The organism is Streptomyces sp. NPDC060002, assembly GCF_042737245.1.
In the GTDB taxonomy this organism is placed as follows: Bacteria; Actinomycetota; Actinomycetes; order Streptomycetales; family Streptomycetaceae; genus Streptomyces.
On sequence record NZ_JBHWUW010000005.1, the window covers coordinates 145,112 to 157,262 of the forward strand.

11 protein-coding genes, 1 tRNA gene and 1 pseudogene are annotated in these 12,151 nt (G+C 70.5%); 7 read left to right on the forward strand and 6 right to left on the reverse strand.

Annotation, left to right across the window (positions count from 1 at the left end; all coding sequences use genetic code 11):
* Window positions 1–55: 55 nt before the first annotated feature.
* Window positions 56–1,333, forward strand: a complete 1,278-nt coding sequence (serS, locus tag ACFWBD_RS07390) for a serine--tRNA ligase (RefSeq protein WP_385663937.1) — start codon at window positions 56–58, stop codon at window positions 1,331–1,333.
* Window positions 1,330–2,136, forward strand: a complete 807-nt coding sequence (locus ACFWBD_RS07395) for an HAD family hydrolase (protein ID WP_385663940.1) — start codon at window positions 1,330–1,332, stop codon at window positions 2,134–2,136. The genes serS and ACFWBD_RS07395 overlap by 4 nt, the downstream gene beginning before the upstream one ends.
* A 625-nt stretch (window positions 2,137–2,761) precedes the next feature.
* Here the strand turns inward: ACFWBD_RS07395 and ACFWBD_RS07400 are convergent.
* From ACFWBD_RS07400 to ACFWBD_RS07425, 6 genes are all read right to left on the reverse strand, one after another.
* Window positions 2,762–2,846 (reverse strand) — tRNA-Ser (locus tag ACFWBD_RS07400).
* Between the two features lie 284 nt (window positions 2,847–3,130).
* On the reverse strand, window positions 3,131–3,373 hold the full coding sequence (locus tag ACFWBD_RS07405; protein WP_385663943.1) for a hypothetical protein: 243 nt from the start codon (window positions 3,371–3,373) through the stop codon (window positions 3,131–3,133).
* 100 nt (window positions 3,374–3,473) lie between these two features.
* Entirely contained in the window at window positions 3,474–4,193 is a 720-nt protein-coding gene (locus ACFWBD_RS07410; protein WP_385663946.1) for an ABC transporter permease subunit, read from the reverse strand.
* A 9-nt stretch (window positions 4,194–4,202) separates the two neighbouring features.
* On the reverse strand, window positions 4,203–5,114 hold the full coding sequence (locus ACFWBD_RS07415) for an ABC transporter ATP-binding protein (protein WP_385663948.1): 912 nt from the start codon (window positions 5,112–5,114) through the stop codon (window positions 4,203–4,205).
* Entirely contained in the window at window positions 5,111–6,019 is a 909-nt protein-coding gene (locus ACFWBD_RS07420; protein ID WP_385663951.1) for an ABC transporter permease, read from the reverse strand. The genes ACFWBD_RS07415 and ACFWBD_RS07420 overlap by 4 nt, the downstream gene beginning before the upstream one ends.
* Window positions 6,009–6,986: an ABC transporter ATP-binding protein gene (locus ACFWBD_RS07425; protein ID WP_385664191.1), complete on the reverse strand. Its 978-nt coding sequence runs from the start codon at window positions 6,984–6,986 to the stop codon at window positions 6,009–6,011. Before ACFWBD_RS07425 ends, ACFWBD_RS07420 begins: the two co-directional genes overlap by 11 nt.
* Window positions 6,987–7,235: 249 nt before the next feature.
* Here ACFWBD_RS07425 and ACFWBD_RS07430 point away from each other — a divergent pair, with 249 nt between their 5' ends.
* From ACFWBD_RS07430 to ACFWBD_RS07450, 5 genes and pseudogenes are all read left to right on the forward strand, one after another.
* Window positions 7,236–8,123 carry a M24 family metallopeptidase gene (locus ACFWBD_RS07430; RefSeq protein WP_385663953.1) on the forward strand — a complete coding sequence of 296 codons (888 nt, stop codon included), beginning with the start codon at window positions 7,236–7,238 and terminating at the stop codon, window positions 8,121–8,123.
* Window positions 8,120–9,932, forward strand: a pseudogene (locus tag ACFWBD_RS07435) (SDR family oxidoreductase). The gene ACFWBD_RS07430 and the pseudogene ACFWBD_RS07435 overlap by 4 nt, the downstream one beginning before the upstream one ends.
* Before the next feature lie 76 nt (window positions 9,933–10,008).
* Entirely contained in the window at window positions 10,009–10,959 is a 951-nt protein-coding gene (locus ACFWBD_RS07440) for a MerR family transcriptional regulator (RefSeq protein ID WP_385663956.1), read from the forward strand.
* A 123-nt stretch (window positions 10,960–11,082) separates the two neighbouring features.
* Window positions 11,083–11,646 carry an RNA 2'-phosphotransferase gene (locus tag ACFWBD_RS07445; RefSeq protein WP_385663959.1) on the forward strand — a complete coding sequence of 188 codons (564 nt, stop codon included), beginning with the start codon at window positions 11,083–11,085 and terminating at the stop codon, window positions 11,644–11,646.
* Between the two features lie 50 nt (window positions 11,647–11,696).
* Window positions 11,697–12,140: a hypothetical protein gene (locus ACFWBD_RS07450; protein ID WP_385663962.1), complete on the forward strand. Its 444-nt coding sequence runs from the start codon at window positions 11,697–11,699 to the stop codon at window positions 12,138–12,140.
* Window positions 12,141–12,151 lie beyond the last annotated feature (11 nt).

Genomic DNA, 12,151 nt, shown 5'->3' on the forward strand with positions numbered 1-12,151 from the left:
GCACGGTGCGGAATGGTGTCGTGAGCCGCAACCCCGCACGGGTAGCCTTGGCCGCGTGATTGACCTTCGCCTGCTCCGTGAGGACCCCGACCGTGCGCGCGCTTCCCAGCGTGCCCGTGGAGAGGACGTCGCGCTCGTCGACTCCCTCCTGTCCGCCGACGAGCGGCGCAGGTCGTCCGGCGTCCGCTTCGACGAGCTGCGCGCCGAGCAGAAGTCGCTCGGCAAGCTCATCCCCAAGGCCTCCGCGGACGAGAAGGCCGAGCTCCTGAAGAAGGCGAGCCAGCTCGCCGCCGACGTCAAGGTGGCCGACGCCGAGCGCGACGCCGCCGACACCGAGACACAGGAGCTCCTCCAGCGGCTCGGCAACCTCGTGCACCCCGACGTGCCCGTGGGCGGCGAAGAAGACTTCGTCACCCTCGAGACGCACGGCGCGATCCGCGACTTCGGCGCCGAGGGCTTCGAGCCCAAGGACCACCTGGAGCTCGGTCAGATCCTCGGCGCGATCGACGTCGAGCGCGGCGCGAAGGTCTCCGGCTCCCGCTTCTACTTCCTCACCGGCGTCGGCGCCCTGCTCGAGCTGGCCCTGGTCAACGCGGCGATCGCCCAGGCCACGGCCGCCGGCTTCACGCCGATGCTCACCCCGGCCCTGGTCCGCCCCCAGTCCATGGCGGGCACCGGCTTCCTCGGGCAGGCGGCCCAGGACGTCTACCACCTCGACAAGGACGACCTCTACCTGGTCGGCACCTCCGAGGTCCCCCTCGCCGCGTACCACATGGACGAGATCATCGACGCGGACAAGCTCCCGCTGCGCTACGCGGGCTTCTCGCCCTGCTTCCGCCGCGAGGCCGGCTCGCACGGCAAGGACACCAAGGGCATCTTCCGCGTCCACCAGTTCGACAAGGTCGAGATGTTCTCGTACGTCAAGCCCGAGGACTCGCAGGCCGAGCACCAGCGTCTGCTGGCGTGGGAGAAGCAGTGGCTGTCCTCGCTGGAGCTGCCGTTCCGGGTCATCGACGTCGCCTCCGGTGACCTCGGCTCCTCGGCCGCCCGCAAGTTCGACTGCGAGGCGTGGATCCCGACGCAGGGCAAGTACCGCGAGCTGACCTCGACCTCGGACTGCACCGAGTTCCAGTCCCGCCGGCTGTCGATCCGTGTCCGCGAGGGCAAGCAGGTCCGCCCGCTGGCCACGCTCAACGGCACGCTGTGCGCCGTCCCGCGCACGATCGTCGCGATCCTGGAGAACCACCAGCAGGCCGACGGTTCCGTCTACGTGCCCGAGGTGCTGCGCCCGTACCTCGGCGGCCGGGAGATCCTGGAGCCGGTGGCCAAGTGACCACCGCGTTCCCCTACCGCCTGATCGCGACCGACCTCGACGGGACGCTGCTGCGCTCCGACGACTCGATCTCGCAGCGCACCCGTGACGCCCTCGCCGCGGCCACCGCGGCGGGGGCCGCGCACATCGTGGTGACGGGCCGCGGGGTCCCCTGGACCCGGCACATCCTCGACGACCTCGGCTACGACGGCCTCGCGGTCTGCGGCCAGGGCGCCCAGGTCTACGACGCCGGCGCGCACCGCCTGCTGACCTCGGTGACCCTGGACCGGCAGCTCGCCGGTGTGGCGCTGGCCAAGATCGAGGCGGAGATCGGCCCGCTGTACCTGGCGGCCAGCCGCGACGGCCTGGACGGGGATGTGCTGGTCGGCCCCGGTTACGCCCTCACCGGCGCGCTGCCGTCGACGCCGTTCACAGATGCGTCCGACCTCTGGTCCGCCCCGCTGAGCAAGATCTACATACAGCATCCCGAGCTGTCGGACGACGCGCTGGCCGCGGCGGCCCGACGGGCCGCGGGCGGCTTCGTCACGGTCGCGATGGCGGGCGCGGGCATCGTGGAGCTGCTCCCCCTGGGCCTCTCCAAGGCCACGGGCCTCTCCCTCGCGGCCCGCCGCCTGGGCCTCAAGGCCGCTGACACGATCGCCTTCGGCGACATGCCCAACGACATCCCGATGTTCGCCTGGGCGTCCCGCAGCGTAGCCATGGCCAACGCCCATGAGGAACTGAAGGCCGTAGCCGACGAGGTAACCACCTCCAACGACGACGACGGCATCGCCGTCACCCTGGAAGGCATGCTGTCCGCATAGGTATTGCGGTGCTGTGTGGGTTGCGGGGGCGAGGCTGGTGCTCACCCCCCACCCCGCCAAGCCGAACGACCGCGGACGATCAGAGACGCGAGCGCGGCGGCGTGGGCGGACGCCCGACCGCCGTAGACGATCAGGAGCAGGGGGACGCGGTAACCGCAAACCCGACGGCCCGCGCCGACCGCCGAAGACGATCAGGGGCGTCCGCACGCAGGCGCGGACGCAACAGTCGAGCCGACCGCCGTAGGCGATCAGGACCACGGGGATGCGAAGGTCGCGCCGCCCGCCGTAGGCGATCAGGGGCGTCCACACGGAGCGCGGACGCAACGGGTGGGCCGATCGCCGTAGGCGATCAGGGCCGTCCGCACGCAGGCGCGGACGCAACGGGTGGGCCCATCGCCGTAGGCGATCAGGGCCGTCCGCACGCAGGCGCGGACGCAACGGGTGGGCCCATCGCCGTAGGCGATCAGGGGCGCGGGGAACTGCGCGACCAGCCACGACGGGCCCGCACCCAGAATCCCATCAGCACCACCCGCCGAGCTGACGAGCTGACGACCTGACGACCTGACGGCGCCACCAGGCCGACCCACCGGCACGACTCCCGCCAAGTCCCAGTGACAACGCCTCGCGGAGGATGCACGGATCGAACGTGCGCGAGGTTACCCCCGACCACGGCTTAGCAAGCCGGTGCCTTGCCTCTCGGCCAATCCTCCGGGTGGGCGGCCCACGCGAGAGCGACCATTCGCGTGCTCGAAGCGGCCGCCCCGGGCAGCTCCCCTGTACGGAACGGGTTCGACGGAGGGCTAACTACTCCGGAACCCGCCCCTGGCTGCCCTGAAGGGAACTCGACGGACTGCCGTGCATGGACATCGTCGAGCTCCTCCCAGTCTGTGGCACCGGATCCCTTCCGGCCCCGCGGGTACAACCACTGTGCCCATGGGACGAGTTGGGCGCCACCGAATAAAACGCCCGTGCGAGGACCCGGGCCGAGCGACGGCTACCGGCGGCGCCACCGGCGTCGGCGCGCCTTGCTGAAGAACCAGCCCGCGGGCGGGTCGTCGGAGCGCCAGGGCTGCGGCTCGGGCTCCTCCGTCCGCCAGCGAGCGGTCAGCATCCGGGCCCGGGCGGACGGTTCGGACGTCTCGGCGGACCGTATGAAGTCCTCGTCCAGGACAAGGTCGTTCCAGACCTCACCCTCGGCCCGCTCGCGACCACCGCTCAACGCATCGTCGTCCGCCATCCCCGTCCTCCTGGTCATGTCCGTGCCGCCCAGTGTGCCGGGGCGCAGGTGAGGCCACCGTCAAGAAGCGGCCGCCCCGCCCCGCCCCCGGCAGGGCCGGTCACTCCTCGCCGGCGAGCGTCAGCGCCCGCAGCTTCTGTCCCGCGTACCAGGTGGCCAGCACGGTCACCACGACCAGCAGCACCGTCGCCGTGGTCAGTCCGACGTCCGAGGTGACGAGGTCACCACCCGCCACCTTGTGGGCGACGGCCAGCGACCACTGCTGGACGCTGAGCGTGCGCGCGCCCGGGACCAGGGAGCCGAACAGGGCCTCCCAGACGAGGGCGTAGACGAGGCCGAAGACCACCGCGTGCCGGGACACCGTGCCCAGCAGCAGGAAGACCGCCGCGTAGGCGATGGAGGAGACCAGCGCGGCCACCGTGTAGGCGACGGCGATCTGCTGGCCGTTGCCGTTGAGGATGAAGCCGGCGATGAGCGTGGGCAGCGCCGAGAACACCATCGTCACCGCGATCGCCACGATCAGCTTGGTGAAGATGATCGTCGGCCGCTTCAGCGGCTTGGACAGCAGGTACACCACGGAACCGTCGTCGATCTCCGGGCCGATCGCGCCCGTGCCCGCGATGACACCGATGATCGGCACCATCGTGGCGAGCGCGAGCCCGCCGAGCAGGTCGGACGCCGTCTGGTCGTCGGCGCCGGCGAGGCCGCGCACCACCACGGAGATCGCGATCAGCAGCAGGGGCAGGGCGCCCAGGATGAGGGCCCGGCGACGGCCGAGCAGGGCCCGGTAGGTGAGCCGGGCGACTGTGGGGTCGTACATCAGGGCCTCCTACGCCGTGACCAGGTAAGAGAACACGGACTCGAGGGACTCGTCGGACGGCGAGACCGTCAGCAGCCGGATGCCGTGGTCCCTGGCGACCCTCGGCAACAGCGCGGTGAAGCGGCCGAAGTCGACGGCCTGGACGCGCAAGGCGCCCTCGGCGAGGTCGACTTCGATGCCGGACGTGGACGGGTCGGCGATCAGCGCGGCCGCGAGAGCGCGGTCGTCACTGGATCGCACCAGGTAGCGGTGCGGGCGGTCGGTCATCAGACGGCGGATCCGGCGGAAGTCGCCGCTGGCCGCGTGCCTGCCCGCGACGACGACCTCGATGTGCCAGGCGAGTTGCTCGACCTCTTCGAGGATGTGCGAGGAGAACAGCACGGTGCGGCCCTCGTCGCCCATGCGCCGCAGCAGGTCCATGAGCTGCATGCGCTGGCGCGGGTCCATGCCGTTGAAGGGCTCGTCGAGCAGCAGCAGCGACGGGTCGTGGACCAGGGCGGACGCCATCTTCACGCGCTGCCGCATGCCCTTGGAGTACGTGGAGATCTTGCGGTCCTGCGCGTACTCCATCTCGACCGTGGCCAGTGCCTTCTGCGCGGCCTTGGCGCTCAGGCCGTGCAACTCGGCGTTGGCGACGACGAATTCGCGGCCGGTGAGGAAGTCGTACATCGCCTCGCGTTCGGGGACGATGCCGATGTGCTGGTAGATCGCCTCGTTGCGCCAGACCGGCCGGCCGTCGAGGGTGACCGTGCCGGTGGAGGGGGCCAGGAAGCCGCCCATCATGTTGATGAGCGTGGACTTTCCGGCGCCGTTGGGGCCGAGCAGGCCGGTGACGCCGGGGCCGATGGTCATGGTGATGTCGTTGACGGCGACCACGTTGCCGAACCAGCGGGAGACGTGGTCGATGCTGAGCGTGGTCACAGTCCGACCCTTCGGTAGCGGCGCATCAGGAGGCCGTAGCTCGCGGCGATGAGGCCGAGGACGACGAGGACGTAGACGACGCCCTCCCCGTCCGACGGGCCGATCCCGCCCGGGAAGGCGGAGGTGGCGCCCAGGAACGCGGACTGCACGCCGTCGATGAGGGTGACCGGCGAGAACAGGCCGATCCAGGGAATGGAACCGGTGCTGTTCTGCGCGTCGGCGATGGCCTGGAGCGTGGAGACGGCGCCGTAGGAGATGGTCAGGACGGCGATGACGGCGGCGATGCCGAAGCCGCGCCGCGGGGTGACCGAGGCGATGACCAGGCCGAGGCCGGCGAAGAGCAGCGAGAGCAGGGCCACGGAGACGAGTCCTTGAGCGAATCCCTCGGTCTGGTCGGCGAAGTCGAGCTTGGCCAGCAGCGCGCCGATGTACAGCACGAGCAGCGGGGCCGCGGTGAGGACGAAGAGTGCCGAGGCCAGCGCCGCGAACTTCGCGCGTACGTAGTCCGAGGTCTCGATGGGCCGCGAGAAGTACAGCGGCACGGTCTTGAAGCGGAGGTCGCGCGAGACGGACTGGGGCGCCTGCGAGGCGACGTACAGGCTGATGACGGCCTGCATGACGATCGCGTACCGCGTGTAGTCCACGGGGAGTTCGTCCGCCTTGGTGGCTACGGCGACGGCGACCATGATGGCCGCGGGCACGCACATCACCACGAAGAGCAGCATCGGCAGCACCTTCGACTTCACCGAGCGGCCGAGGCCGTAGGCGCCGCGCAGGGACTGCGAGTAGAGGGAGCGGCGGGCGTAGGCGCGGCCCAGACGGGGGCCGTCGTAGCTGCGGTAGCCGATGTTGTGGATGCGGGTCTGGTCACCCGAGGGGGCGGTGACCGGGTGTTCAACTGCCATGGCCGACGGTCTCCTTCCGCTGCTGGTCGTTGCTGGCGTCGCTGTCCGTGAAGACCTCGGAGATGTGGTGCCTGCGCTGTTCCATGCGCACCAGGCCGAGGCCGAGGCCGGCGACCACGTCCCGGACGACGTCGTAGGTGTCCTCGCTCTGCGCGGTCAGCAGCAGGACGTGTCCTGCACCCGGCAGGGCGCTGTTCGCGTCCAGAACGTCCACCCCGCGCGCGTGCAGCGCCTCGCGGACCGCGCGGGTGCCGTCCGGGTGGTCGTCGGTGTCGGTGACCTCGATCGCGAGGGTGGTGGTGGTCTGCGTGAAGTCGGTGGTGGAGCTGGAGCGCAGGAGCTTGCCGCCGTCGACGACGACGACGTGGTCGCAGGTGCGCTCCAGTTCGCCCAGCAGATGGGAGGTGACCAGGACCGAGATGCCGAAGTCGGTGTAGATACGGCGGATCAGGCCCAGCATCTCGTCCCGGCCGACCGGGTCGAGGCCGTTGGTCGGTTCGTCCAGGAAGACCAGCTGCGGGTCGTGGACGAGGGCCTGGGCGAGCTTCACGCGCTGCTTCATGCCGGTGGAGTAGCCGCCGATGGGGCGGTAGCGCTCCTCGTACAGGCCGACATGGCGCAGGGTGTCCGCGGTGCGCTCACGCGCGGCGGTGGGCGGCAGGCCGGACATGCGTGCCATGTGCACGACGAACTCGGTGGCCGAGACGTCGGGCGGCAGGCAGTCGTGCTCCGGCATGTAGCCGACCCGCTCGCGGATGTCGGCGCCCTTGCTCGCGACGTCGAGGCCGAGCACCTCGGCTCGGCCCTCCGTTGCGGGCGACAGACCCAGCAGGATCTTGATCAATGTGGACTTGCCGGCCCCGTTGGCTCCGACGAGTCCGGTCACACCGGGCCCGACGTCCACAGAGAGCCGGTCAAGAGCGGTCACCCGGGGGAACCGCTTGCTCAGGCTTTCGGTCGCGATCACAGTCACGTCATCGAAATTAGTGACGCACGCCACGAAAATCGTCAGACCTCAGAGCCGTCTTCGCCTCAGACCTCAGATGTACGGGTCCGTAGGGGATGCCATGCCTGAGAGCTACGGGGGCGCCCACTGCGGGTTTTCCACAGGCCCCGAACCCGCCTATTGACGCGGCCTCTAACAACTGTCACATTCGGCGATGTCAAGTTACGGGCACGTAGCGCAGTCGACGGGGACCGGGTGGGACGGGGTGGCATGACGACGGCACCGACGGCGGGGACCCGCGAACTCTCCGCCGAGCTGCGGGGATTCAGACGGGTGCAGCGGCTGGCGTACGAATGCGCGCAGGCGGTGGCCGACGCACTGCGACCGGGTGTGACGGAGCGCGAGGCGGCGCGGATGCAGCGGGAGTGGCTGCGCGAGCGGGGCGTGCGTGACTGGTTCCACCTGCCGTTCGCCTGGTTCGGGGACCGCACCGCGTTCACCGGCTTCCGCGTCCCGTTGCAGTTCTTCCCCACCGGCCGCCGACTGGAGCCGGGGATGCCGTTCATCCTCGACCTGGCACCGGTGTACGAGGGGTACACGGCGGACATCGGCTACTCGGGCGCGCTCGGCGCCCATCCGGTGCAGGAGAAGCTGATGGCCGACCTCGCGGCACACCGGGAGCTGATCCTGCGCGAGGTGCGCGAGCGTCGGTCGCTGCGTGAGATCTACGCCGACGTGGACCGCCTCATGGTCCGCCAGGGCTACGCCAACCGGCATCGCGCGTATCCCTTCGGCGTGATCGCGCACAAGGTGGACCGGGTCGGCGAGCGCCGTTTCTCGCCCCGGCTGTTCGGGTTCGGCACGCAGTCCCTCAAGGGCCTGCTGTCCGACGCGCTGCACGGCCACCGGGAGGGCTGGTCGCCGCTGTGGTCGCCGTACCGCTTCTCCGACCATCCGCCGCGGCCGGGCCTGTGGGCGGTCGAACCCCACCTCGGCTTCCGGGGCACGGGCGCGAAGTTCGAGGAGATCCTCGTCGTCACCGACTCCGATGATCCCGAGGAGAGCGCCTTCTGGCTGGACGACGATGTGCCGCATGTCCGGCGCTGGGCAAGCAGGGAAGCGACCACGGACGCGGCAGGGAAGGCGGAGGGGAAGTGACGTTGCCAGAGGGCGCGCGTGAGCGGCGGGTGCGGACCGGCGGGATCGAACTGTGCGTGGCCGAGCTGGGGGATCCCGGTCGGCCGACGGTCGTCCTGGTGCACGGCTATCCGGACAGCAAGGAGGTGTGGTCCGAGGTCGCGTCCCGGCTGGCGGACCGCCACGGGCTCCATGTGGTGCTGTACGACGTCCGGGGGCACGGCCGTTCCGGCGCGCCGAAGCCGCTGCGGGGCGGGTTCACCCTGGAGAAGCTCACGGACGACTTCCTGGCGGTCGTGGACGCGGTCAGCCCGGACCGGCCGGTGCACCTCGTGGGGCACGACTGGGGCTCGGTGCAGTCGTGGGAGTTCGTGACCGTCGAACGCACCAGGGGCCGCATCGCTTCCTTCACCTCGATGTCCGGGCCGTCCCTGGACCACTTCGGCCACTGGATCAACAAGCGTCTGACCAGGCCGACTCCGCGCCGGGTCGGCCAGCTCCTCGGCCAGGGCGCCAAGTCCTGGTACGTGTACCTGCTGCACACCCCCGTCCTGCCCGAACTGGCCTGGCGCGGTCCGCTCGGCAAGCGCTGGCCGGGCATCCTGCGGCGGATCGAGAAGGTCCCCGCGGGCGACTACCCGACGTCGTCGCTGAGTTCGGACGCGGCGCACGGAGCCTGGCTGTACCGGGACAACGTACGGCCCCGCCTGCGCCGCCCGCGTCCGGACGCGCACGCGCACGCGCCCGTGCAGCTCATCACGCCTTCGGGGGACCGGTTCCTGTCGGAGCGGCTGTACGACGAACTGGATGACTGGGTCCCCCGGTTGACCCGGCGCACCCTCCCGGCCGGGCACTGGATCCCGCGCACCCGACCCGACCGGCTCGCCTCCTGGATCGACGACTTCGTCCTGTCGGTCGAGAGGGAGCGGGAGGCCGAGGCGGCGGGAGAGGCCCGGGGGGACGGGACGGCCGGTCCGGTGCGCAAGGCCGCCACCGGCCGGTACGCCGAGCGCTTCGGCGGTCAGCTGGTACTGGTCACCGGTGCGGGCAGCGGCATCGGACGGGCCACGGCGTTCGCGTTCGCCGAGGCGGGCGCCCGGGTGATCGCCGTCGACCGGGACGCCGAGGGTGCGTCCCGCACCGCCGAGATGTCGCTTCTGATCGGCGCACCCGAGGCCTGGGCGGAGGCGGTGGACGTCTCCGACGAGCAGGCGATGGAGAAACTCGCGGCGAAGGTCCACGCGGAACACGGCGTGGTGGACGTGCTGGTGAACAACGCGGGCATCGGGCTGTCGGGCTCGTTCTTCGACACGACGTCCGAGGACTGGCGCAGGGTCCTGGACGTCAACCTGTGGGGCGTCATCCATGGTTGCCGTCTCTTCGGCCGGCAGATGGCCGAGCGGGGGCAGGGCGGCCATATCGTCAACACCGCCTCGGCGGCCGCCTACCAGCCGTCCAAGGCACTGCCCGCCTACAGCACCTCCAAGGCGGCGGTCCTGATGCTCAGCGAGTGCCTGCGCGCGGAACTGGCCGACCAGGACATCGGCGTCACCGCGATATGCCCCGGCCTGGTGAACACCAACATCACCGCCACGGCGACCTTCGTGGGAGTGGACGCGCAGGAGGAGCGACGCCGTCAGAATCGCTCCACGCGCGTGTACGGGCTGCGCAACTACCCGCCGGAGAAGGTCGCGGACGCCATTCTGCGGGCGGTCGCGCTCAACAAGGCGATGGTTCCGGTCACCCCGGAGGCGCGGGCATCGTATGCCCTGTCGCGTTTCCTTGCCCCGGGCGGTGCGGGCGCTGGCACGGGTGGGACCGCCGCTGTGAGCCGCCGCACGGCACTGCGGCGGCCGCCCGCGCACCCGGTATCAGCCACGGCAACGACCTTCGGGGAAACGGCGACTTGACCACTGTCCCGCCCGCCCGGCCCCCGTACCGGATAGAGACGCTCGCCCATCTCACCGGCGCCACCGTCCGCACCATCCGCGCCTACCAGGACCGTGGTCTGCTCCCCCGCCCCGAACGTCAGGGGCGGGCCAACCACTACTCCGACGCCCATCGCACCCGCCTCCACCAGATCGCCGGCCTCCTCGACCGCGGCTATACCCTCGCCTCCGTCAAGGAACTCCTGGAAGCCCACGACACCGGCCGTGGCCTGGGCGGTGTCCTGGGGCTGGTCGCCGAGGTCGACGGTCCGTGGACCGACGAGGAGCCCTCCCGCGTCTCCCGCACCGACCTGGCCGCCCGCTTCGGCGGCACCGCCGACGACGGGGCGATCGCCGACGCCGTGGCGCTCGGCGTGCTGGAACCCGTCCCCGGCGACGAGGACGTCTTCCTCGTGCCCAGCCCCCAAGAGCTGTCGGTGGCGGTGGAGTTGCACGCCGCCGGGGTCCCCCTGGGCGCGATCACCGCGCATCTGCGGGAGTTGAGGGGCCAGGTCGAGCAGATCGCGGCCCGTTTCCTGGAGTTCACCACCGAGCATGTCTTCGCTCGCTGTCTCGACGGACCGCACCACCCGACCGACGCCGACGTGACCGAGGCGGCCTCGCTCGTCCGACGGCTGCGCCCGCTCGCCCGGCAGACCGTGGACGCCGAACTGGCGTGGACCATGCGCCTGTTCGCCGGCCGCCACCTGCGTCGGCACCTGGGCGCGGGCGATACCCCGCCACCCCCGTCGGGAACGCGGTCGGTCCCGATTCCGGTGGAGACGATGCGGGCCGTGGAGACCCTCGTTGGACCGGAGCGGGTTGCGGGTTTTTTCGCGCTCGCGGCCGAACGTGATTTGAACGTCCGGGCCTTGGACCGTCTTGTCTCAAGTCATGGGCCATCAGATAATTTTGATGAAGAGAGTTGAGGAGACTGTCGGTTATCCACAGAAACGCCAACTGATCTGTGGATAAACACAGTTGGCTGTGGACCAAACCTCCGCCCCCAAAACAAAGTGCGTGATCTGTGTCTCTCGCGTCATGCTGAGCGGATGAACGAAATGGACAGGGACGAGAGACGCACCGTGAAGGTGTCGAAGTACCTCTCGAAACACCTGCGGCACCAGCCCGAGCGGATCGGCCTGACGCTCGACGAGGCCGGCTGGGTGGAGATCGACGAGCTGATCGCGGCCTGCGCCGCGCACGGATTCCGCTTCACCCGTGACGAGCTGGACCACGTCGTCGCCGCCAACGACAAGAAGCGCTTCGCGATCGACGGCACCCGGATCCGCGCCAGCCAGGGTCACAGCGTCGAGGTCGACCTCGGGCTGCCCCCGGCGACCCCGCCCGTGTACCTCTACCACGGGACCGTGAGCCGCTCCCTGGACGCGATCCGCGCCGAGGGGCTGCGGCCCATGAACCGGCACGACGTGCACCTCTCGGCCGACCGGGAGACCGCCACCCGGGTCGGAGCGCGCCGGGGCCGCCCCGTGGTCCTCGCCGTCGACGCGGGAGCCATGCACCGCGACGGCCATGTCTTCCACGTCAGCGCGAACGGCGTGTGGCTGACGAAGTCCGTACCCCCGCGATACCTGCGCATTCCGGAACGGCACTGAGGCGCGTCTTCGGCTGCCGCGCCACGTCCGCCTTCGGCATGATCACAGGTATGGACCACCTTCCCACCACTGAGGCCGCCGTCACCGCCCTCCGGTCGATCGCCGCCCAGTACGCGCTCGAGATCACGGTCGCCCACGACATCGGCGCAGATCAGACCTCCCGCCGCACCTCAGCCGGCGTCGGCGTCACCACCGACCCGGACGGCTCGCTGCCGCACGAGGCCTACGTCGAGCTCGGCGGCCGCCCGAGCGTCAGCGTGCGGCTCTACCCCGACGACGACGCCCTGATCACCGTCGACGGCGTGGAGTGCCCCGATGTCGACCGCGACGACGTCCCCGCGTTTCTCCGCTCTCTCTACGACGGCCACGCCTGGGTGAAGAACCGGCGCTTCCCGCCCGCCCACTTCCTGATGGTGCCGCTGCCGCAGGACCGCGTGCACAAGGAATTCATCCTGGTCGGCCTCAGCCCGTGGCTGAGGGGACGCGCACGGTGACTGTTTCACGT